General features: G+C 71.4%; 18 protein-coding genes and 1 pseudogene. 11 read left to right on the plus strand and 8 right to left on the minus strand.

The window, feature by feature from the left end; translation table 11 throughout:
• Positions 1-23: 23 nt before the first annotated feature.
• The gene (locus OHO27_RS08370; RefSeq protein WP_328421823.1) at positions 24-1,685 is read left to right on the plus strand and encodes a rhamnogalacturonan lyase B N-terminal domain-containing protein; all 1,662 of its coding nucleotides are present in this window, start codon (positions 24-26) and stop codon (positions 1,683-1,685) included.
• Positions 1,686-1,692: 7 nt separating this feature from the next.
• Here the strand turns inward: OHO27_RS08370 and OHO27_RS08375 are convergent, their stop codons facing one another.
• Both OHO27_RS08375 and OHO27_RS08380 read right to left on the minus strand, forming a co-directional pair.
• Positions 1,693-3,105: an RICIN domain-containing protein gene (locus OHO27_RS08375; protein WP_328421825.1), complete on the minus strand. Its 1,413-nt coding sequence runs from the start codon at positions 3,103-3,105 to the stop codon at positions 1,693-1,695.
• Position 3,106: 1 nt separating this feature from the next.
• Entirely contained in the window at positions 3,107-4,225 is a 1,119-nt protein-coding gene (locus OHO27_RS08380) for a glycoside hydrolase family 43 protein (protein WP_328421827.1), read from the minus strand.
• 172 nt (positions 4,226-4,397) lie between these two features.
• On the opposite strand from OHO27_RS08380, the gene OHO27_RS08385 reads away from it, so the two are divergent.
• Both OHO27_RS08385 and mmuM read left to right on the plus strand, forming a co-directional pair.
• The gene (locus OHO27_RS08385; RefSeq protein ID WP_328421829.1) at positions 4,398-6,503 is read left to right on the plus strand and encodes an autotransporter-associated beta strand repeat-containing protein; all 2,106 of its coding nucleotides are present in this window, start codon (positions 4,398-4,400) and stop codon (positions 6,501-6,503) included.
• Between the two features lie 75 nt (positions 6,504-6,578).
• Complete coding sequence (gene mmuM / locus OHO27_RS08390) at positions 6,579-7,502, plus strand: homocysteine S-methyltransferase (RefSeq protein WP_328421831.1); 924 nt, start codon at positions 6,579-6,581, stop codon at positions 7,500-7,502.
• 202 nt (positions 7,503-7,704) lie between these two features.
• On the opposite strand, the gene OHO27_RS08395 is transcribed toward mmuM, so the two are convergent.
• Together OHO27_RS08395 and OHO27_RS08400 are read right to left on the minus strand one after the other, a co-directional pair.
• Positions 7,705-9,285 carry a carboxylesterase/lipase family protein gene (locus OHO27_RS08395; protein ID WP_328421833.1) on the minus strand — a complete coding sequence of 527 codons (1,581 nt, stop codon included), beginning with the start codon at positions 9,283-9,285 and terminating at the stop codon, positions 7,705-7,707.
• Positions 9,286-9,395: 110 nt separating this feature from the next.
• A complete protein-coding gene (locus OHO27_RS08400; protein ID WP_328430737.1) occupies positions 9,396-9,632 on the minus strand; it encodes a hypothetical protein in 237 nt (78 codons plus the stop codon).
• Between the two features lie 155 nt (positions 9,633-9,787).
• On the opposite strand from OHO27_RS08400, the pseudogene OHO27_RS08405 reads away from it, so the two are divergent.
• The 5 genes and pseudogenes from OHO27_RS08405 (at position 9,788) to OHO27_RS08425 (ending at position 15,146) form a co-directional block, all read left to right on the plus strand.
• A pseudogene (locus OHO27_RS08405) lies at positions 9,788-10,800 on the plus strand (hydroxyacid dehydrogenase).
• A gap of 336 nt (positions 10,801-11,136) precedes the next feature.
• A complete protein-coding gene (locus tag OHO27_RS08410) occupies positions 11,137-12,189 on the plus strand; it encodes a LacI family DNA-binding transcriptional regulator (protein WP_328421835.1) in 1,053 nt (350 codons plus the stop codon).
• 117 nt (positions 12,190-12,306) lie between these two features.
• Complete coding sequence (locus tag OHO27_RS08415) at positions 12,307-12,771, plus strand: SRPBCC family protein (protein WP_328421837.1); 465 nt, start codon at positions 12,307-12,309, stop codon at positions 12,769-12,771.
• Between the two features lie 190 nt (positions 12,772-12,961).
• A complete protein-coding gene (locus OHO27_RS08420) occupies positions 12,962-14,119 on the plus strand; it encodes a ferritin-like domain-containing protein (protein WP_328421840.1) in 1,158 nt (385 codons plus the stop codon).
• Between the two features lie 100 nt (positions 14,120-14,219).
• Positions 14,220-15,146: an aminoglycoside phosphotransferase family protein gene (locus tag OHO27_RS08425; protein ID WP_328421842.1), complete on the plus strand. Its 927-nt coding sequence runs from the start codon at positions 14,220-14,222 to the stop codon at positions 15,144-15,146.
• On the opposite strand, the gene OHO27_RS08430 is transcribed toward OHO27_RS08425, so the two are convergent.
• A complete protein-coding gene (locus OHO27_RS08430; RefSeq protein ID WP_328421844.1) occupies positions 15,115-15,768 on the minus strand; it encodes a ThuA domain-containing protein in 654 nt (217 codons plus the stop codon). The genes OHO27_RS08425 and OHO27_RS08430 overlap by 32 nt on opposite strands.
• A 178-nt stretch (positions 15,769-15,946) precedes the next feature.
• Here OHO27_RS08430 and OHO27_RS08435 point away from each other — a divergent pair, with 178 nt between their 5' ends.
• Both OHO27_RS08435 and OHO27_RS08440 read left to right on the plus strand, forming a co-directional pair.
• Complete coding sequence (locus OHO27_RS08435; RefSeq protein WP_328421846.1) at positions 15,947-16,579, plus strand: VOC family protein; 633 nt, start codon at positions 15,947-15,949, stop codon at positions 16,577-16,579.
• 52 nt (positions 16,580-16,631) lie between these two features.
• Positions 16,632-17,039 carry a VOC family protein gene (locus tag OHO27_RS08440; protein ID WP_328421848.1) on the plus strand — a complete coding sequence of 136 codons (408 nt, stop codon included), beginning with the start codon at positions 16,632-16,634 and terminating at the stop codon, positions 17,037-17,039.
• Here OHO27_RS08440 and OHO27_RS08445 read toward each other — a convergent pair.
• Both OHO27_RS08445 and OHO27_RS08450 read right to left on the minus strand, forming a co-directional pair.
• Positions 17,016-17,708 carry a helix-turn-helix transcriptional regulator gene (locus OHO27_RS08445; protein ID WP_328421849.1) on the minus strand — a complete coding sequence of 231 codons (693 nt, stop codon included), beginning with the start codon at positions 17,706-17,708 and terminating at the stop codon, positions 17,016-17,018. The genes OHO27_RS08440 and OHO27_RS08445 overlap by 24 nt on opposite strands.
• A gap of 39 nt (positions 17,709-17,747) precedes the next feature.
• Positions 17,748-18,689 (minus strand): AraC family transcriptional regulator, encoded by a 942-nt coding sequence (locus OHO27_RS08450; RefSeq protein ID WP_328421850.1) that lies wholly within the window; start codon positions 18,687-18,689, stop codon positions 17,748-17,750.
• Positions 18,690-18,769: 80 nt separating this feature from the next.
• Between OHO27_RS08450 and OHO27_RS08455 the strand changes: the two genes are divergently transcribed.
• Positions 18,770-19,621, plus strand: coding sequence for an NmrA family NAD(P)-binding protein (locus OHO27_RS08455; protein WP_328421851.1), 852 nt, complete (start codon positions 18,770-18,772; stop codon positions 19,619-19,621).
• 18 nt (positions 19,622-19,639) lie between these two features.
• On the opposite strand, the gene OHO27_RS08460 is transcribed toward OHO27_RS08455, so the two are convergent.
• Positions 19,640-20,782 carry a YihY/virulence factor BrkB family protein gene (locus tag OHO27_RS08460; RefSeq protein WP_328421852.1) on the minus strand — a complete coding sequence of 381 codons (1,143 nt, stop codon included), beginning with the start codon at positions 20,780-20,782 and terminating at the stop codon, positions 19,640-19,642.
• Between the last annotated feature and the right edge of the window lie 95 nt (positions 20,783-20,877).

Below are 20,877 nucleotides of genomic sequence, written 5' to 3' on the forward strand. Positions count from 1 at the left end.
AACACTCCGAAGGAGGCACCCCCATGTCCGGATCCCCTGACAGATCCGTTCGTCGCCGCACCTTCGTCCTCGGCGTCTCGGCCGCCGCCGGCACCGCGGCCCTCGCCGGGACAGCGCGCGCCGCGGCTTTCGGCTGGAGCGACGACGGCGCGAACTACGTCGTCGACACCAGCGCCGACCTCGTCTTCAAGGTCAGCAAGAGCAACGGCGACCTGACCTCGCTGGTCTACCGCGGCACCGAGTACCAGGGCTACGGCGGCATGAACTCGCACATCGAGTCCGGGCTCGGCACGTCCACCGTGTCCATCAGGCAGTCGGGTTCGACGATCCTGATCTCGGTCGCGTACGGCACACTGCGGCACTACTACGCCGCCCGCAGCGGCGAGAACAACATCTACCTGTGGACCAACAAGGCCGACACGTCGGTCTCCGCCACCCGCTACATCCTGCGTGTGAAGAAGGGCCTGTTCCTCAACGACGAGCCGGACTCCTACACCTACGCGCCCACCACCATCGAGGCCTCGGACGTCTTCGCGAAGTCCGACGGCCAGACCCGCTCGAAGCACTACGCCAAGCGCCGGGTGACGGACTACGACTACGTCGGCTGGTCGGCCGGCGGCGTCGGCCTGTGGATCGTGCGCAGCAACCACGAGAAGGCGTCCGGCGGCCCGTTCTACCGCTCACTGCTGCGCCACCAGAGCGCGGACGGCGGTGGCCTGTACGAGATCCTGTACTACGGCCAGAACCAGACCGAGGCCCAGCGCTTCGGCCTCCAGGGCCCGTATGTCATCGCCTTCACGGACGGCGGGCCGCCCTCCTCGTCGCTGTTCCCGGGCACGCTCACCACGTCGTGGGCGGACTCGCTCGGCATGTCCGGGTACGTCGGCGCGAGCGGGCGCGGCAAGGTGGCCGGGGTCGGGATCACGGGGCGCAACACGGCGTACCCGTACACGGTCGGGCTCGCCAACTCGGCGGCGCAGTACTGGGGTTCGGCGCGGGCGTCGGACGGCTGGTTCTCGATCGGGGGTGTGCTGCCGGGGACGTACACGCTGACCGTCTTCAAGGGCGAACTCGCCGTGTACACGGGGTCGGTGACCGTCACGGCCGGTGGCACGACCACCCTGAACACGATCGCCATACCGTCCTCGAACGACCCGGGCAACGCGAGCGCGATCTGGCGGATCGGGGACTGGAACGGCACGCCGAGCGGGTTCAAGAACGCCGACCTGATGACGTACGCGCATCCGTCCGACGTCCGGGCCGCCGCCTGGACCGGCAACGTGGTGATCGGCAACAACGAGACGGCGTCCTTCCCCTGCTACCTCTGGAAGGACGTCAACAGCGGTCTGCTCGTGTACTTCAGGCTGACCGCCGCGCAGGCTGCCGCCGCGCACACGCTGCGCATCGGCGTGACGACGGCCTACGCCAACGGCCGGCCGCAGATCGGCGTCAACGACTGGACCTCGGCGATCCCCTCCCCGCCCACGCAGCCGGGCACCCGGTCCCTGACCAACGGGTCCTACCGGGGCAACAACCACACGTTCACCTACAGCGTCCCGGCGAGCGCCTGGCTCACGGACACCGGCCAGTACAACGTGCTGAAGATCGACGTGGTGAGCGGTTCGGGGTCGACCGGCTATCTCAGCGCGGGCACGTCGATCGACGCGATCGACCTGCTCGCCTGACGTCACCTCAGGTTCCGCGCGTCCACTGCTGGTTCGTCGCCCCGTTGCAGGTGTACGTGATGACCGCGGCGGAGTTGGCGGTGGACGCGCCGTTGACGTCCAGGCACTCCCCGGTCGCGCGGGACTTGACGGTCACGTAGGAGCCGGTGGTGGTGACCGACCACTGCTGGTTGGTCGAGGAGGCGTTGCAGTTCTCCTGCGTGACCGTGTTCGCGTTCTCCTGGACGCACAGGGAGCTGTTCCTGACCATCAGCTGGTAGTAGCCGCTGCCCGCCGACCTGAACCAGTACTTCTGGTTCGTGCCGCCGTTGCAGTCGTACTGCTTGAGCTGGGCGCCCTGCCACAGCGACTGGCTGGTGACGTCGGCGCACCTGGCGGAGTGCCGTGCGATCAGCGTGTTGTACGTGGCGCTCGTGCCGCTGATCGATCCGGTGGCCGTGTCGACGGTGACCTCGGGGGACCAGGACATGGACATCGACGTCGAGGAGGGGAAGGCCAGCGGCAGCCAGACGTAGCGGGAGTCGTTGACCGTGCCGCCGAAGGAGTTGCCCCAGCGGTCGCCGAGGTAGAGGTAGGAGGTGGTCGAACCGCCCTGCACGGGCAGGACGTACGCGGTCTGCGAGCCGTACGTCGTGGAGTCGCCGACGTTCTTCATCGCCGTCCAGGGGCCGGCGATGCTGGTGGCCGTGGCGTACTGCTGCTGGTTCGGGCTCCAGCCGGTCGCGCCCGAGGTCAGCATGAAGTAGACGCCGTTGCGCTTGAACAGGGCGGGGGCCTCGCGGTGGCCGCCGTGCCAGGGGTCGGCGACGAGGCTCGCGACGCCGGTGTGGTCGGCGGTCAGGCGGTAGATCTGCAGGTCGTAGTTCTCCCGGGCGGCGGAGATCATGTATCCGGCGCCGTCGGTGTCCACGAACACCGTGATGTCACGGGACATGTGCTGGCCGAGCGGGCGGAAGCTGCCCTGCCAGGTGTAGGTGCCGTCGACCGTGTCGGAGACGGCGACGGCGGCGCGGGCCTCGCTGTAGTCGACGCCGTTCTCCTTGTGCATCCACATGACGAACTTGCCGGTGGAGGCGTTGTACATGACCTTCGGGCGCTCGATGTTGGCGGTGGCGAGCTCCGGGTCACTGGACTCGGTCAGGACGTGGTTCCTGAACTCCCAGTTCTTCAGGTCGGTGGAGCGGTAGGCGTCCACGTACCGGAAGGTGTTGTCGGCGTTGCGGTTCTCGCCGAACCAGTAGTAGTAGGAGCCGACCTTGATGACACCGCCGCCGTGCGCGTGCACGGGGTTGCCCGAGGTGTCGGTGAACTGGGTGCCGTTGGTGATGGTCTGCGGTGCGGCCTGGGCGGGCCCTGCGGTGGCCAGGGCGCCGGCGATGGCCAGGCAGAGGGCCAGCAGAGCGGCGTGGGCACGTCTCATCTCAAGCACTCTCCTCGACGGTTGCGGCGGGCGCGGCGGCCGTGTCCGCCACGGGTATGCCGAAGTTCGGGGTGCCGTCCGGGTTCCAGCCGAGCTTCTGGACGCGGGTGTGGCGGTTGGGGTCGTTCAGCGGGTCGCCGGCGATCTCCTTGTACTGGCGGGCGTGGTAGACGAGGACGTCGCTGCGGCCGTCCTCGGCGACGGTGAAGCAGTTGTGGCCGGGGCCGTACTGCTTGGTCGTGTCGTTGCTGGTGAAGACCGGGGCCGGGGACTTCGACCAGTTGGCCGGGTCCATCAGGTCGGCGTCGGCGTCGACGGTCAGCATGCCGACGCAGTAGTGGTGGTCGGTCGCGGAGGCCGAGTAGGTCAGGAAGATCCGGTCGTTGCGCTTGAGGGCGTACGGGCCCTCGTTGACCTTGAAGCCGATGCACTCCCAGTCCAACTCGGGTGTGGACAGTCGCACTTGAGGTCCGGTCAGGGTCCACGGGTTCGCCATCTCGGACAGGAAGAGACCGGTGTTGTTGTCCAGCCCCGGTTCGTGCTGCGCCCAGCAGAGGTAGCGGGAGCCGCGGTGCGTGAAGGTGGTGGCGTCGAGGGAGAAGGTCTCCCAGGCGGTCTTGACCTGGCCCTTCTCCACCCAGGTGCCCTTGAAGGGGTTGGGGTGGGAGTTCTCCAGGACCCAGATCCGGATCTGCCACACGTCCTCTGCGGGCGCGGCGGCGAAGTAGATGTACCACTTGCCGCCGATGCGGTGCAGCTCCGGTGCCCAGATGTGCGCGCCCATGTCGCCGGTGGGGTGGGCCCGCCAGATGACCGATTCGGCGGCCGTGGACAGGCCGTTCAGGGTGTGGGAGCGGCGCAGGACGATGCGGTCGTACTCGGGGGCGGTGGCCGTGAAGTAGTAGAAGCCGTCGGTGTGGCGGTGGATGTGGGGGTCGGCGCGCTGCTGGACGAGGGGGTTCACGTAGCGGGCTGCCTTCGGGGGCGCTGCGTGGGCGACACCGGGGAGGGCAGAGGCTGCGGTCAGGGCTCCGGCGGCTGCGGCGCCCTTCAACAGCAGTCTGCGGTTGGGGGCTTGGCGGGCAGGGGGCACTTGGGGCAGATCGCGATCGCGGCTCATGCGGGGGGATGCCTCTCAGGAAATGCTCGACGTTCGAGATAACGAACAGGATCTGTCATTACGAACGACTGAAAGGTAAGGGTGTGTTACCAGGAGGTCAACGAGTCCGGCGAGACAAAGAAAAGCGCCAAGTTTCTGTTATCGGCGCCCAACTCCGCCCGTCCCCGATCATGTGCGCAGCCATACCCACAAGACAGCAGCGGCCGTCGGCGCCCTGGCAGCCGTCGCCGCCCTAACCGTTGCCGCTCCCCCGGCGGTCGCCGCCGGCCGGGACGTCACCGCCGACGTCCTCGCCGACCGGGACGTGACGCTCAGCGGCGACACGGTCGTCACCGTGCCGTCGGGGACGACGACGTACGACGGCGTCTTCCGCGGCGAGGGCACGCTCACCGTGCGCGGCACCGGCACGCTGATCCTCACCAGGGACAGCGACTTCACCCTGCCGAAGTCCCGGCAGCGGCAGCGGGTGAGCGTCCTCGGCGGCAACCACCCGTACGTCACCACGGCCGACGCCGACCCGCCGGCCGTCACGGTCGAGCGCGGGGCGACCCTGCAGTACGGCAACGGCGGTACCACGGGGCTGATCGGCCACTTCCCGTACAACACCCCGGCGTTCCGGCTGAACCAGGACAACCTCCGGGTCGACGGCACCCTGCGGCTGTCGCTGAGAAGCGCCTACAACCTGGGCACGGTCAGCGGCTCCGGCCTCATCACCCAGCCGCGGTTCCTCTGGGGCACCTGGGACCTGTCGGGCGCCCACTCCTTCTCCGGAGTGATCGACAACGGCACGCAGGTCAACGCCGGGCGGCCGGAGTTCGCGACCTCGCTGCCAGGCGTCCGCAAGGTCCTCAACCAGGGCACGTGGACCGTGGACACCCCGCTCGGCCGGACCGTCACCATGGGCATGGACTTCTACCAGCGCGAGTACGGCAGCGACATCAACGTCCAGTCCCGGCCGGGCAGCAAGGTGGTCCTGACGGGCCAGTACAGCTGGTCGAACCAGGGCGGCGACACCGATCCCTCGCTCAGCGACCCGGCCCTGAACTGGACGCCGGCACGGAAGAACGTCAACAAGCGCGGCACCAACATCAAGGGCGCGAACGTCCGGTGGGGCGACGGCACGACGAACAGGATCTTCATGCCGGGCACGGCGGAGACGGTCTACATCAACCTGCTCGCGGCCCGGTCCCGCTCACTCCTGACGTTCGACTACAACGGCCCTGTGACGCTCGGCGCCCCCATCGGCGGCGGCAGGTTCCACGACACACTCGCCGCGCCCGGCGCCGGGGACATCGTCATCGAGGGGACGAAGGGCAACGACGTCACCTTCGCCGCCGTGCAGTACTACGACGGCTCGACGACCGTCGAGAAGGGGGCCGTGCTACGGCTGGGCAGCGGCCGGGCGGGCGGCGACGGCGGTCTCTACACGCGGGGCGACCTCTACAAGGTCGTCAACGACGGCTCGCTGGTCCTGAACAACAAGAGCAAGCCCCTGTCCCTGTCCCGCATCAGCGGCAGCGGGTCGCTCACGCAGTCGGGGGCCGCGACGACGACCCTGACGGGAAGCGCGGTGACATACACCGGCGCGACAACGGTCAAGCAGGGCACCCTCGCCCTGCGCGACGGCGCGACCCTCGCCCGCAGCAAGGCGATCCGCCTCACATCGGCGAAGTCCCGTCTGGACGCGTCGGCTTCGGGACTGCGCGTGGGCGAGGCGCAGACGCTGACCGGCAAGGGCACCGTGCGGGGAGCGGTGACGAACGACGGCGTGGTCGCGAGCGGTCTGACCGTCTCCGGTGGCTACGCCCAGTCCGCGCAGGGCGAACTGGTTCTGCGCGAGGGCCCGTTGAAGGTGACGGGCGCCGTCCGCCTGGCCGGCGACCTGGACCTCGCGGCCGCCGCGACCGCGCCTGGCTCCGCCCGCCGGATCACCGTCCTCGACCACCGGGGGCGTACGAAGACGACCGGCACCTTCACCGGCCTCAAGGAGGGCGAGAAACTCCAGCTGGACGACACCACCTACCGGATCAGCTACCGGGGCGGCGACGGCAACGACGTCGTCCTCACCGCCGTCACCGCAAGCCCCTCCTCCACCTCCGACCGCCCCCGCACAGCAGCCGACGCCCTCGCCTCCCCCGCCCCCCGCACCACGAGCGCGGCGGCCGGCGGCCTGGGCTGGTGGCCGTACGTCCTGGCCGCGGGCCTGCTCGTCGGGCTGGCGGTACCGGCGACGAGGTTCGGACGCGGACGCCGGCGGGGTGGGCGGCATGCGGCGTAGGGTGCGGCAGCCCGGGGACGCCGAGAAACGTCCCGCCTGCTGGTCCCCCGGCCCGACTCGACTACCGTCGTCACCATGACCAGCACCAACACCCTCGCCGAAGCCCTCGCCGCCGGGCCCGTCGTACTCGACGGCGGGATGTCCAACCAGCTCGAGGCCGCCGGGCACGACCTGAGCGACGAGCTGTGGTCGGCGCGACTGCTGGCCGAGCGGCCCGAGGCGATCACCGAGGCACATCTCGCCTACTTCGAGGCGGGCGCGGACGTGGCGATCACGTCGAGCTACCAGGCGACCTTCGAGGGGTTCGCAAGGCGCGGGGTCGAGCAGGATCGGGCGGCCGAGCTGCTCGCCCTGAGCGTGGAGTTGGCCCGGGAGGCGGCCCGACAGGCGCGGGGCAAGGATGTCACGCGACCGCTGTGGGTGGCCGCGTCCGTCGGGCCGTACGGGGCGATGCTGGCGGACGGCTCCGAGTACCGGGGGCGGTACGGGCTGAGCGTCGATGAGCTGGAGCGCTTCCACCGGCCCCGCCTCGAGGTGCTGGCCGGGGCGCGGCCGGACGTACTGGCACTGGAGACGGTTCCGGACGCCGACGAGGCGGAGGCGCTGCTGCGGGCGGTGCGCGGGCTCGGCGTGCCGGCCTGGCTGTCGTACTCCGTCGCAGGTGACCGCACCCGCGCCGGGCAGCCGCTGGAGGAGGCCTTCGCCCTGGCCGCCGACGCCGACGAGGTGATCGCGGTCGGCGTGAACTGCTGCGCGCCGGAGGACGTCGAGCGCGCCGTCGAGATCGCCGCCCGCGTCACGGGCAAGCCGGTCGTGGTCTACCCGAACAGCGGCGAGGCCTGGGACGCAAAGGCCCGGGCCTGGTCCGGCGAGGCCGGCTTCGTCTCCGAACAGGTCGAGGCCTGGCGGGCATCGGGCGCACGGCTGATCGGCGGGTGCTGCCGGGTCGGCCCGGACGCGATCGGCTCCATCGCCCGGACCTTGTCGGCGGCGCGGTAACGGACGCACCGGCTCGCCGGTGATCGCCGCCGGCCGCCGCTCGGCCTCGGAGCGACGCTCACGGTCATCGAGTACGACAACGAGGGCGGCGGGTACGCCCTGGTCGCACTGCTGCTGGGCACGACGTGGTGGTGCGGGACTCGGTCGCCTCGCTGAAGGAGTAGCGGGACAGGCGGGACACCGGTCCCGCCGGCGTGGCGTGTCAGTGGCGGCGGACCGCGCCGGGCAGGCGAAGTCGGCGTACGACCGATCGCATCTCCGTGCCGCGCGGGGGCGGCGCACCGTCGGCAAGGGCCGACATGGGTGTGGCCTCGGGCGGGGCGGCCGTGGCCCACAGGGCGAGCTCGGGGTCGCGGGGGCCGAACGCGGTGCGGGTTTCGCCGTCGCCGAAGATCCGCACCGGGTGCGAGTCGTCCCAGGTCTGCCACCCCGGGTCGCCCTCCACCGCGAACCGCACCCACGCTCGGTGCATCTCCTGGGCCAGCTCCTGCGGCGCTCCCTCCCCGGCCAGCCTGCGGGACTCGGGAACGTCCCCGGTGTCGAAGACGAAGCCGAGCTCCAGGGCGTGGCAGGCGCCGAGGTCGGGGAGCGTGGAGGGCCAGGCGAACTCGTACACGTACGACGATCCGGGGCGGGCGTCGGCCAGGCGGTGCAGGGGCCCGCGCAGCAGGTGGTCGGTGACCATCTGGCCGACTGTCTCGGCGGTGCCGGCCTCGGGGTGCAGGGCGCGGTAGCCGCGGGGGACGTCGGCGCCGACGCGGCAGCGGGCCATGGCGCCGGCCAGGGCGACGGCACCGAGACGGTCGACGCGCTCGAGGAGCCCGCCGGGCACCAGCCACAGCCGGTACTCGTCGCGGGTCCAGCCCATCATCAGGTCGACGCCCGAGGCGGCGTCACCCTCCGTGAGTGCCTCCAGAGGATCTTCGGGGACGATGTCGCCGTCGACGACGATCCCGAAGGCGGGCCCGCCCACGACGGGGCTGCTGAGCCGGCCCACGTCGGCCTGGGTGCGCAGGAGCAGCTCTCGGTCGACGTCGGCGAAGGCCGCGGCGGTGGCCGGGATCTTCAGCCGGGTGGCCATACGGCGCACCATCCGCCGTACCTTGTCCCGCTCGGCGGCCTCGGGCGGCCCGCTCTGCAGGATCGCCCGCCGGACCAGGCCCTGGGCCTGCGGGACGGCGAGCAGCGCGCCGATGCTGATCGCGCCGGCGGACTGGCCGAACAGGGTGATACGGCCGGGGTCGCCGCCGAACGCCTCGATCGAGGCGTGCACCCACTCCAGGGCGGCCAGTTGGTCGCGCAGGCCGGGGTTGGCCGGGGTGTCCGGGAAATAGCCGTAGCCCTCGACGCCCAGTCGATAGTTGACGGACACGAGGACGACGCCGTCGCGGGCGAAGGGCCGGCCGTCGTACACGGGCATGCCCGAGGAGCCGCGGGTCAGGGCGCCGCCGTGCAGCCACACCATGACGGGGAGCCGGGCGGCGGGGCCCGGCTCGGGCGTCCAGACGTTCAGGTTGAGACAGTCGTCGCCGGGCACGACGGGGTCGGACAGATACTGGGCGAACGCCTCGGAATACGGCGGCTTGGGCGGTGTCGGCCCGAAGTCCGCGGCCTCGCGCACACCGTCCCAGGGCTCGGGCGGCACGGGCGGCCGAAACCGGTGCGGGCCGAACGGCGGCGCCGCGTAGGGAATGCCCCGGAACACCGCGACGCCGTCTTCGTACCGGCCCCGTACGGCACCGAAGGGCGTACTCACCACGGGGTCTGCCTGGACTGCCGTCATACGTCCACCAGCCTCCTCACCGCGCTCGTGCACCGTGAAGATCAGAGCAACTCATTGTGGCCCGATATTCCGGCGCACGAGCGGTTGTGAGGGCTGTTCGGATTACCCGGCTACTTGGCGTACATCAGGGTGCCGAAGCCGAGCCGGTCGTAGCCGCCGCTGTCGGAGCCGTAGTCACCACCGCCGCCCTCGGGGGCGACCGAGGGCCTGGCTCGTGCTTGGCGGCGTTGTCGGTGAGGATCCCGATGGCCGGCACCGAGGTAGAAGACCCTGATCATCATCTCCTGCGCCGCAGCGAGGTCGAACCCGCCGTAGCCGCGCATGAGTTCGAAGGCGTTGGCGACCATCGCACGAGAGCTTCGCTCTTCATCTCACCGATTGCCCGACCCATCCGCCAGATCTACGGTAGAAGGCGCTTTCTGAAACGTTCTCGTTCAGCGCCATCCTCACCGTCTCAATTCAGTGCTCAACTCAATGCTCAACTCAGCGCCTCAGGAGAGTCATGCCCAGCCCGCACCCCTTGAGGGCCGTGTTCGCGATGGATCCGGTGCATCTCCCCTGCTGTTCCCGCCGCCGCTCATGGCCCGGCTGCGGCAGGCGGCCGAGCTCGACCCCACGCTCGTCGTACGGGACTTCACCGACCCGGCCGCGGCAGAGGTCCTCGCCCGGGCCGAGGTGCTCATCACCGGCTGGGGCTGCCCCCACCTCGACACCGACGTCCTCACCGCCGCGCCCGGACTGCGTGCGGTACTGCACGCCGCCGGCTCGGTCCGCTCGCTGGTCGGCGACGCGCTGTGGAAGGCCGGTGTCACCGTCTCCAGCGCGGTGACCGGCAACGCGCTGCCGGTCGCGGAGTACACGCTGGCGATGATCCTGCTCGCCGGGAAGGACACCTTCGGCCATCGCGAGCGCTTTCGCAGCACCCATGCCTACCCGACGCATCGCGAGACCGCCGCGACCGGCAACGTCGGCCGCCGGATCGGCGTCATCGGGGCGTCGCGGGTCGGCAGACGCCTGCTGGAGTTGCTGCGGCCGTTCGACTTCACGGTGCTGCTGCACGATCCGTACGTCAGCGCCGCCGAGGCCGCCGAACTGGGCGCCGAGCTGCTGTCGCTGGACGACCTCCTGCGGCGCAGCGACATCGTCAGCCTGCATGCGCCGGACATCCCCGAGACGTACCGGATGCTCGACGGGGAGCGGCTGGGGCTGATCCGGGACGGGGGCGTGCTGATCAACACCTCGCGTGGGGCGTTGGTCGATCCCGGGGCGCTCACGGATGAGCTTGTCTCCGGGCGGCTGCACGCGGTGCTCGACGTGACCGAGCCGGAGCCGTTGCCTGCGGGGTCGCCGCTGTACCACCTGCCCAATGTCTTCCTGACCCCTCATATCGCCGGGTCGCTCGGGAACGAGCTGGAGCGGCTCGGGCGGATCGTGGTGGAGGAGTTGGAGCGGGTGGCCGGGGGTGGGCGGTTGGTGCATGAGGTTCGGGAAGGGGATTTGGGGCGGGTGGCTTGAGGTGGGGGGATTGAGGTGGGGGATTGCGGGTGGGCGGCCTGAGGGGGTGCTGTGGAAGCCAGAACCTGCAGCTGGAGTGCCGAATGTCTGGCTCGGTCGCCTACGGGGCGTCTCGCTGTGCCTGCGGCCTGGCGGGGTTCTGGTACGGCCGTGAGGGCGTCACCTGCCGGTGACGCCGGGCGCGTTCGAGGTTTCGAAAGCCGCGGTCCGTGCAGTCCTTGGAACTCCTGCCTCTTCCGGACTCATCGCGGCGAACCTAGGGTAGGAAGCGCTTACTGTTTCCGCGCTGGTCGAAACTTTTCAGGGCCCTCGGGAGGGCCGGAGAGGTGGTTCCCGATGGTCCGTACGGGCAGTGCGAGCGTGGCGGCCGGTCCTACCCTGGCGGTCGTGGCCCGTGAGGCCGGGGTGTCCGTGCCGACCGCGTCCAAGGTGGTCAACGGCCGGGAGGACGTGGCCCCCGAGACCCGCCGCCGGGTCACCGAGGCACTGGACCGGCTCGGCTATGTCCGCAGACCGCGCTTCGACGCGGCGAAGACGCCGGGCCTGGTCGACCTCGTCGTGCACTCGCTGGACAACTCCTGGTCGGGTGCGGTGCTGCACGGAGTGGAGGCGGCGGCCCACGACGCGGGCCTGGAGGTGGTGGTCTCGGCCGGGCTGACCCGGACGCGGGGCGGCCGTCCGGAGCGCGGCTGGCTGGACAAGCTCATCGCGCGCGGCTCGTCCGGGGTGCTGTTCAACCTGGCCGAGCTGACGCCTTCGCAGTACGCGTGGCTGGAGCAGCACCGCGTCCCGTTCGTGATGATCGATCCGGTGCTGGATCCGCCGCCGGGCGTGGTGTCGGTGGGCGCGGCGAACTGGCACGGCGGCGTCCTCGCCACCGAACATCTGCTGGCGCTGGGCCATGAGCTGATCGCCGTGATCGCCGGTCACCAGCGCAAGATGTGCAGCACCGCCCGGGTGGCCGGCTACCGCTCAGCGCTCGCCTCGGCCGGGGTGCGCCACCGCCCCGAGTACGTCCGCCACGCGGGCTTCGACGAGGGTCTCGCCCGCCGCCGCATGCTGGAGCTCCTCGACCTGCCCGAGCCGCCGACGGCGGTCTTCGTCTGCTCGGACCGGATGGCCCTCGGTGTCTACGAGGCGCTGGCGGAACGCGGGTTGAACGTGCCCGACGCCATGAGTGTCGTCGGCTTCGACGATCTGCCCGAGGCCCGCTGGCTCGCCCCGGCCCTCACCACGATCCGCCAGCCGCTGTCGGAGATGGCGGCGACGGCGTTGCACCTGCTGGTGCGGATGATGGACGGGGAACGGCCGGAGAGCACGCGGACCGAGCTGTCGACACGGCTGGTGGAGCGGGCGAGCACGGCGGGGCCGCGCGGGCTGTCCCGCTGAGTCCTTCACCTGGTTGGCCGGGCAGGCCCGCACTACGGGTGCTGGGGGTGCCCGGGGCCGCTAGCGTCGAAGGGCAGGTCGAGCAGCTCAGGATCGTCCAGAAGGAGCGTGGTCGGTGTGGCCCGGAACCGCCGTCTGATCCTGAGCTCCCCGTCGAAGGTCTGGAGCCTGCTGTCCGACGGCCGTCGCTACGGGGAGTGGGTGTCGGGAACCCAGCAGGTCCGCGCCGCCGATCCGCACTGGCCCGCCGTGGGCGCCCGTCTTCAGGTCCGGGTCGGCGTCGGCACCGCGGTCCTCGACGACACCTGCGTCGTGCGGATCTGCGAACCGGAGCGCCGTCTGGAGCTGGAGGCGAAGGCGGACCCCTTCGGTGCGGCCCGCATCGCCATGCAGTTGATCCCGTGGGGCGAGAACACCCTCTTCATCCTCGACTGGCATGCCCTGCGTGGCCCCGGCGTCCGCATGCACGGGCTCCCCGTCGACTATCTCGTCCGGATCCGCAACGGCATGATGCTGACGAAGCTCGCCCGGATCGCGGTGCACGAGGCCGACGACAGGACCGTTGACGCGCACATGCACTGAGCGGTTCCCCGGCGCCGTGGCGCCCCTGATCGCGTTGGACCGACAGGGTGGTTGATGCGCCGCCCGGCCCGTCCGCCCTGGTGGCGGCGTTGATCATTGCTAGCTTCGCGAGCTGTCCGAGGGTCCCGAGGGCATCGAGCCGAGGCGGGGCCATGGCGATGAGCTGAGGCGAGAGTCGAGAGTGACGGGTATGAGCGAAGAGCCGGACAGGCAGACAGTTGCCCCGTTCAGGCGCAGGAGTTTCCTTGCGTCCGCCGCGCTGGCGAGCGGCACCCCGGCCGCGGTCGCGGTCGCCGGTCCCGCGCAGGCTGCCGCACTACCGGCAGGCGGTGCGCTCGCGACGCCCGCCCTCGGGTCCGTGGCTCGGCTGCTGGCCGTTCCCCAGGAAGGCCGCGGAGTCGACTGGATCAAGTCGGCCCTTCAGGTCGCCGTCGGCCTGGAACTCGCCACCATCCCGCCCTACTTCTGCGGCTTGTGGTCCGTCAAGGACCGCCGCAGTGAGGTCGCGCGGCTGATCCAGCGCATCGTCGGCGACGAGATGTACCACCTCGGCATCACCTGCAACCTGCTCGTGGCCGTGGGCGGCAGACCGCAGATCAAGGCCGCCGCACCCGTCTTCCCGGGCCCGCTGCCCGGCGGTGTCCGTGCCGGAGTGCACGTCTACCTGTCGGGCCTCACCAAGGCCTACGTGCGCGATGTGATGATGGCGATCGAGGCCCCCGAGGAATCGCTCGTCCGCAGCGTGCAGACCTCACCCACCGTCGGGGAGTTCTACGAGGGGCTGCTGAACGCGTTCCGGACGGTGCGGCCTGCACTGTCGGCGCGGGGCCAGCTGTCCCAGTACGTGTTCTCCGACGACCTGTCCCCGATCGAGAACCTCGACCACGTCGAGCACGCCATCAGGATCATCATGGAGCAGGGCGAGGGCACCACCAGCTCCCCGTCCGCTTCCTTCGAGGACGACCACCCCGCGCACTACTACGCCTTCGGCGAGATCTACCACGGCCGGGAGCTGCGCCGGACCGAGGACGGCTGGCGGTACGTCGGCGCGCCCGTGCCCTTTCCCGAGGTGCGCCCCATGGCCCCGATCCCGGTCGGCGGCTGGCCCAACCCGCCGGCCGAGGTCCGCCGGCTCCTGCACCAATTCGACGCCACCTACAGCACCGTGCTGGACACCCTCGACGCGGCCTGGGCCGGCGGCGGCCACCGCACCCTGGACGCGGCCATCCACGCCATGCGCGGCCTGGAGAGGCCGGCCGTGGAACTGATGGAGACCCGCAACCCCTACGTCCCCGGCACCTACGGCCCCCAGTTCCGCGCGCTTCGCAGGCGGCTCCCGGCCTCGTGACCCCGTAACGGCAGCCTGTACAGCGGGCCCCGGCGCAGGACGAACGCGCCGGGGCCCGCCCGCGTCGGCCCGGGCCGCCGTCCGACTACCGTTGCCCCGCATGACCCACACCGAGATCGAGATCACCGCCGAGTTGGTCCGGGACCTGCTGCACGACCAGCACCCCGATCTCGCCGACCGCCCCGTGACACTCGGCGCGCGCGGCTGGGACAACCAGGTGTGGCGGCTCGGCGACGATCTCGCAGTCCGACTGCCCTGGGCGACGCAGTCCGCGGACGAGCTGCTGCGCAAGGAACACACCTGGCTGCCCGCCCTCGCCCCGCGCCTTCCCCTCCCGGTCCCGGTCCCGCAGCGCCTCGGCCACCCCTCCGAGCGGTTTCCGCGGCCCTGGATCGTCACCACCTGGGTGCCGGGCGAGCCCGCCGACCGCGCCCCCGTCACGAACGCCGTGGCGTCGGCCGACGCCCTGGCCGCCTTCCTGACGGCTCTTCACCGTCCCGCCCCTGAGGGGGCGCCTTCCGGCCGGGACCGCGGGGGCCCGCTGGCGGACCACGCCGAGGGGGTCGCCAAAGGGCTGGCCTCGGCCACCGAACTCGGCCTGCTCCCCGACCCGGACGCCGTGCGCGCGGTCTGGGAAAACGCTGTCGCCGCGCCCGAGTGGACGGGGCCGCCCCGATGGCTCCATGCCGACCTGCACCCGGCCAACGTCCTCACCGCGCATGGCACCTTCAGCGGCGTGATCGACTTCGGTGACCTCTGCGGGGGCGATCCGGCGTACGATCTCGCCGCCGCCTGGCTCCTGCTGCCGGACGGCGCCGCCGACCGCTTTTTCGCCGCCTACCGGCCGGCGCCGGACGCCGCGACCCTGCGCCGAGCCCGCGGCTGCGCGGTGATGAAAGCCCTCGCCTGCATCTTCATCGGCGAGGCAGGTGTCCACGGCCGCCCCGGCGGCAAGCCCACCTGGGGCCCGCCCGGTCACGCCGCACTGGCCCGCGTCATCGCCGGCCCGGCCTCGCCGCCCAGTTGATCCCGCCGAGGAGATGAGCGCGGAAGCCGGGATCGTCGTAGGCCTCGGCGGCGTGGCCGAGCGCAGTGTAGAAGACGCGCCCGGCTCCCTGCTCACGGCACCACACCAGGGGATGGTCCCCGCCCATGCCGCCTCCGTCGTACGACGACTCGTCGGCACGGGCCAGCACCCGCACCGTGCCTCGGGGGTTGGTGCGGAAGTCGTACCACTCGTCGACGAAGTCCCATACGGCGGGCAGGTGCCGGGTGGCCGGGTGCTCGCGGTCCTCGACGACCACCTTGCCCGGCTGGTGGTCGGGGTGCCGGTCGAACCGGGCACCCAACAGCTCGCCGTAGTACGGCCAGTCGTACTCCGTGCAGGCCGCCGCGTGCACTCCGACGAAGCCGCCGCCCGCGTCGACGTACGCGGCGAACCGCGCGCGTCCGGCGGGGGTGAGCACCTCGCCGCTGGTGGAGAGGAACACGACCGCTGCGTAACCGTCGAGGGGCTGCTCGAAGGCCGTCGGGTCCTCAGTGTGGTCGACTTCGAAGTCACCGATGGTGCGTACGGCCTCGACGCCGGCCGGGATGGACGCGTGCCGGTAGGCGGTGGTGCGGGTGCAGACGAGCAGTCGCACGGACATACGGTCGAGCATAGTGGCCCAACCGCCCCGGTTGTACGGCCAGTTCACCCCGCACACACCTCCGCCCACGCCCCCGCCCAGGAAGCAACGCGTGCATGGTCCATCATGACCGGAGTGGTCCTCCCGCCGGCGCACAGGTGTTCCATATCGTGCGCCGCTCTGCGTAGCCTCGGCTGCGATGAACGCCATTCCCGCGCGCCTTGACCATCTCGTCCTCGCGACGCCCGACCTGTCGGCCACGGTCGCCGACTTCGCCCGCCGCACCGGCGTGACCCCCGCCCCGGGCGGGGTGCATGTCGGGCTCGGCACCCGCAACTACCTGGTGTCGCTGGGCGGCATGAGCTACCTGGAGATCATCGGCCCGGACCCCGAGCGGTCCGCGCCCGGCGCGCCCCGCCCCTTCGAGGTCGACGGGCTGACCGCGCCGCGCACGGTCACCTGGGCGATCAGCCCGCCCGACCTGGACGCCGCCATCGCCGCCGCCCGGAGCCGGGGCTACGATCCCGGACCGGCTCAGTCGATGAGCCGCCGCAGACCCGACGGCACCCTCCTGGAGTGGCGGCTCACCGACGGCGACGACGCCCACCCCTCCGGCCTGGTGCCCTTCCTCATCGACTGGAGTGCCACGGTCCACCCCACCGCCTCGGATCTGCCCGCCACTCCCCTGCTGTCCCTGTCCGCGAGCGCCCCCGAGCCGGATGAGATCCGGCCCCTGCTGGCGGCCCTCGGCACGGACCTCGACCTCTCGACGGGCCCGGTGGGGATCACCTTCACCGTGGACACGCCCCTGGGACCGGTGACCTTCGGCTGATGTGTCCGATTCCTTCAAGACCGGCCGGATCCGGCGTGCCTACGGTGGCCGCATGACTCCACGATTCGATGCCATCGGCCTCGTCGTCTCCGACATGGCCGCCTCTGTCACCTTCTACCGCCGCCTCGGGTTCGCGTTCCCCGCGGGCGCCGAGAACGAGCCGCACGCCGAGGCCGAACTGCCGGGCGGGCTGCGGCTGCTGCTCGACACCGAGCAGACGGTGCGGTCCTTCCTCCCGGAGTGGCAGCCACCCACGGGCGGCGGCCGTCACTCGCTCGCCCTGCGGTGTGCTGACCCGGCGGAGGTCGACGCGGTGTACGAGGACCTGGTGGGCGCCGGCTACCACGGCGAGCTCAAGCCGTGGGACGCCTTCTGGGGCCAGCGGTACGCCTCCGCCCATGACCCGGACGGCAACGGCGTCGACCTCTTCGCACCGCTAGCCGCCGCTGCGGCCGAGTAGCTCACCGAGCGGCACGCCCGCCAACTCCTTGACGTCCCGCGCCAGATGAGCCTGATCGGCGTACCCCGCCCGGACGGCCGTCTCCGCGAAGGGGACACCGTCCCGCGCCAGTGCGAGCGCGCGTTGCAGCCGCAGGATCCGGGCCAGCGTCTTGGGGCCGTACCCGAACGCGGCCAGGCAGCGTCGGTGCAACTGGCGGGCGCCCAAATGCAGTTGGTCGGCGGTGGCGGAGACGGGGTGCCCCGAGTCGAGGGCGGTGACGACCTCCCGTAGCAGCGGGTCCGGCCGCTCCACGTCGGCGGCCCGCTCCAGCGCCACGTCCTCGAGCGCGGTCACCGTGTCGGCCGAGGCCTCGATACGGCCACGCAGCCGTCGTACGTCCGAGGCCGGCCACAGATCAGCGAGGTCGACACGTCGGTCACGCACTTCGTGCGCGGGCACGCCGAGAAAGCCGGGCGCGGTCCCCGGGTAGAACCGCACGCCCGCCCAGGCGGTCGGCTCCCCTTCTGTGACGTACGCCCGGGTGTCGGGGCCGGCGACGAGCAGCCGCCCGTCGTTCCAGAGCAGATCCATGCACCCGTCGGGCAGCACCCGCCCCGCACCGGGCTCACCGGGGGTGTTCGTCCACACCACGGCGCCAGGCAGCCGGGACGCCCGCTCCGCGTACATAGAGGCGAGGCTACGCCGCAACGCCTTCAGGGGCGCGGGCTACCCGACGACGACCCGCCCCCGATGCTCCTGCGGACTCACCCCGTAAACCCTCTTGAACGCACTCGACAAAGCAAACGCACTCCCGTACCCGACCCGCCGCGCGATCGCGTCCAGCGTGTCGTCGGTGTCGCGCAGGGCATCCGCCGCGATTGCGAGCCGCCACCCCGTGAGGTACGTCATCGGCGGCTCCCCCACCAGTTCGGTGAAGCGCCGGGCCAGCGCGGCCCGGGACACCCCCGCCTTCGTGGCCAGCGTGGCGACCGTCCAGGGGTGCGCGGGGTCGTCCTGGACGAGCCGCAGCACGCGGCCCACCACGGGGTCGGCGAGCGCCGCGTACCAGGCCGGTGCCGCCGCCTCGGGACGGGAGAACCAGGCCCGGAGAGCGGCGATGACCAGCAGGTCGAGCAGCCGGTCCAGGACGACCTCCTGGCCGGGCTCGTCGCGGACGATCTCCTCCATGAGGTACGGCGTGAGGGGGCAGTCCCACACGTCGGCGGTGAGGGCCAGCAGCGGCGGCAACGCGTTCAGCAGCCGCCCGCTGACCTCGCCCTGCCACAGATAGGTGCCGATCAGCATCACGGCCGAACCGTCGAGCCGGTCGCCCCAGGTGCGCACGCCGAGATCCATCGAGCCGCTGAGGGAGCGGCCGTCGGGGTAGCTGCACTCGGCGCCCGGCAGGATGAGGGCCTGCGGTGCCGTGCCGGGGTCGTCGGCGCAGACGTAGGGGTCCGGGCCGCGGGCGATGGCGAGGTCTCCGGGGCGCAGCCGGAGCCGCTCCCCCTGGTCGGGGATCACCCAGGCGTCGCCGCGGACCATGACCATGACGGTGAGCGGGGCGCGGTCCTCGACGCGGATGGCCCACGGCGGCTCGAAACACGCGCGGATCATGAAGGCGCCACGCGCGCGTGGGCCCTCCAGAAGGCCGGCGAGAGCGTCCATGGCCTCAGCGTAGACGTCCGCGCATGGGAATGAGCCGTTCAGCGATGGGCTGTTGGGGCGCGCGCCAGTTGACTTGAAGCATGACGAAGAACGCAGCCGACAAGGCGAACACGCAGCGGATGACGGTAGTGGTGACCGGTGCCTCGGGTCGTACCGGGAGCCGGGTGGCGGAAGCGGCGCGCGGGGCGGGGCTGACGGTACGGGCCGCCTCCCGGGCGCAGGGCTTCGACTGGGAGAACCCGACGACGTGGGCCCAGACCCTGCGCGACGCGGACGCGGCATATCTGATGTACCCGTCCGACGTCGGCTCCCCGGAGGCGGCCGAGGGCGTCGGCGCACTCGCGCGGGAGGCGGTCGGGCTCGGCGTGCGGCGGCTGGTGCTGCTGTCGGCGCGCGGTGAGGACCAGGCGCTGCCGACCGAGGAGGCACTGAAGTCGTCCGGCGCGGACTGGACGATCGTACGAGCCTCGTGGTTCGCGCAGAACTTCAGCGAGGGGCCGCTGGTGGAGGGGATGGTCCACGGGGAGCTGGTCTTCCCGGCGGGCGAGGTGAAGGAGCCGTTCGTCGACGTGCGCGACATCGCGGACGTGGTGACGGCCGTGCTGACCTCGGGCGACCGCCATGTGGGCCGGACGCTGGAGCTGACCGGGCCGCGGCTGCTGTCCTGGCGGGAGGCGGTCGCGGAGATCTCCGGGGCGACGGGCAGCACGATCACGTACACGCCGGTCCCGACACCGGCCTACGGCGAGGCCCTGGCGGGCTTCGGAGTGCCGCCCGAGGAGGCGGAGCTCCTGGTCGAGGTGTTCGAGACCCTCATGGACGGCCGCAACGCCCATGTGACGGACGGTGTCCGCGAGGTCCTCGGACGTGCGCCCCGGGACTTCTCCGACTTCGTGCGGGAGGCCGCGGCGGCAGGGGCGTGGAAGGCCTGAAGCCCGCCCTTCGGGGGCCTATCGGTCCTCCGGCTTGTGCGGCGGATGCGTGTGCGTGCTCTTCACATGCGTCCGCAGCCGCGACGAGAGGTCGTCCGGCGGCAGGAAGCGGGACCAGCGCTCGGGGAACTCCGACGGCATGTCCGGGTCGTCGGGGTCCTGCTCCCGGCTCGCGGCGTGGCGGGCCACGTACTCGGCGACCTGGGCCTCGCGCATCCGCTCGTTCGCGGCGCGGGCCGCGGCCGTCGCGGCGGCCGGCCAGACCCGGTCGATCGCGGCGTTGACCGCGGCCCCGACGAGCACGGCGAACGCGGACACGCCGATCCACAGCATGACGGCGACGGCGGCGGCCAGCGAGCCGTAGATCGACGCCCCCTCGATGGTGCTCGTCAGGTAGATGCGCAGCAGGAAGCTGCCCAGCACCCACATGGCGAGGGCGACCAGCGCCCCGGGCACGTCCTCGATCCAGGGTGAGCGCACCGGCACGGACACGTGGTACAGCGTCGTCAGGAACGCGATCGACAGGACGATCACGACCGGCCAGTACAGGACCTGCACCAAGGTCTCCGACCACGGCACGATCCGCACCACCGCGTCCGGCCCGGCCACCATCAGCGGCAGCGCCACCGAGCCGATCAGCAGCGCCGCGAGGAACAGCAGGAACGCCACCAGCCGGGTCTTGACGATGCCGCGGACGCCGTCGAGCCCGTACATCACGGTGATCGTGTCTATGAAGACGTTCACCGCGCGCGACCCCGACCACAGGGCGAACAGGAAGCCGACGGAGATCACGTCGGGGCGCCCGCCGTTCATCACGTCGTCCAGGATCGGCTGGGCGATCTGACGCACGCCCTTGTCGGACAGGACGGTGCGGGAGGCCTCCAGGATGTTGGTCTCCAGGCTGCTGATGCTGTCGGTGCCGGTCCAGTCGTCGACGTAACCGAGGAGGCCGATGAGGCTGAGGAGGAGCGGCGGCACGGACAGCAGCGTGAAGAACGCCGCCTCGGCCGCGAGCCCCAGGATGCGGTACTCGATGCAGGAATTGACGGTGTCCTTGAGCAACAGCCAGGCGGTCCGGCGCTTCGACACGTTCCGGTAGAGGGCACGCGCCCGGTGGAGACGGCCGGAGGGTTGTTGGGGGGATTCACTTGCTGGCTGCACGACCTAAAGGTATCCGCCGTACAGGGGCGCACTCATCGCGGCGCCGGGTGCACGCCCTCGCCACCTGCCCGATCCTGTGCGCCGGTGCCGTGTCA

Source organism: Streptomyces sp. NBC_00443 (assembly GCF_036014175.1).
In the GTDB taxonomy this organism is placed as follows: Bacteria; Actinomycetota; Actinomycetes; order Streptomycetales; family Streptomycetaceae; genus Streptomyces.

Bases quoted from the DNA above. Each gene is read 5' to 3' on its own strand.
- OHO27_RS08380 (WP_328421827.1), bottom strand. From the start codon at position 4,225: ATGAGCCGCGATCGCGATCTGCCCCAAGTGCCCCCTGCCCGCCAAGCC.
- OHO27_RS08375 (WP_328421825.1), bottom strand. From the start codon at position 3,105: ATGAGACGTGCCCACGCCGCTCTGCTGGCCCTCTGCCTGGCCATCGCC.
- OHO27_RS08400 (WP_328430737.1), bottom strand. From the start codon at position 9,632: ATGGTCGCCAACGCCTTCGAACTCATGCGCGGCTACGGCGGGTTCGAC.
- mmuM (WP_328421831.1), top strand. From the start codon at position 6,579: ATGACCAGCACCAACACCCTCGCCGAAGCCCTCGCCGCCGGGCCCGTC.
- OHO27_RS08410 (WP_328421835.1), top strand. From the start codon at position 11,137: ATGGTCCGTACGGGCAGTGCGAGCGTGGCGGCCGGTCCTACCCTGGCG.
- OHO27_RS08430 (WP_328421844.1), bottom strand. From the start codon at position 15,768: ATGTCCGTGCGACTGCTCGTCTGCACCCGCACCACCGCCTACCGGCAC.
- OHO27_RS08395 (WP_328421833.1), bottom strand. From the start codon at position 9,285: ATGACGGCAGTCCAGGCAGACCCCGTGGTGAGTACGCCCTTCGGTGCC.
- OHO27_RS08440 (WP_328421848.1), top strand. From the start codon at position 16,632: ATGACTCCACGATTCGATGCCATCGGCCTCGTCGTCTCCGACATGGCC.
- OHO27_RS08420 (WP_328421840.1), top strand. From the start codon at position 12,962: ATGAGCGAAGAGCCGGACAGGCAGACAGTTGCCCCGTTCAGGCGCAGG.
- OHO27_RS08370 (WP_328421823.1), top strand. From the start codon at position 24: ATGTCCGGATCCCCTGACAGATCCGTTCGTCGCCGCACCTTCGTCCTC.
- OHO27_RS08445 (WP_328421849.1), bottom strand. From the start codon at position 17,708: ATGTACGCGGAGCGGGCGTCCCGGCTGCCTGGCGCCGTGGTGTGGACG.
- OHO27_RS08450 (WP_328421850.1), bottom strand. From the start codon at position 18,689: ATGGACGCTCTCGCCGGCCTTCTGGAGGGCCCACGCGCGCGTGGCGCC.
- OHO27_RS08435 (WP_328421846.1), top strand. From the start codon at position 15,947: ATGAACGCCATTCCCGCGCGCCTTGACCATCTCGTCCTCGCGACGCCC.
- OHO27_RS08425 (WP_328421842.1), top strand. From the start codon at position 14,220: ATGACCCACACCGAGATCGAGATCACCGCCGAGTTGGTCCGGGACCTG.
- OHO27_RS08455 (WP_328421851.1), top strand. From the start codon at position 18,770: ATGACGAAGAACGCAGCCGACAAGGCGAACACGCAGCGGATGACGGTA.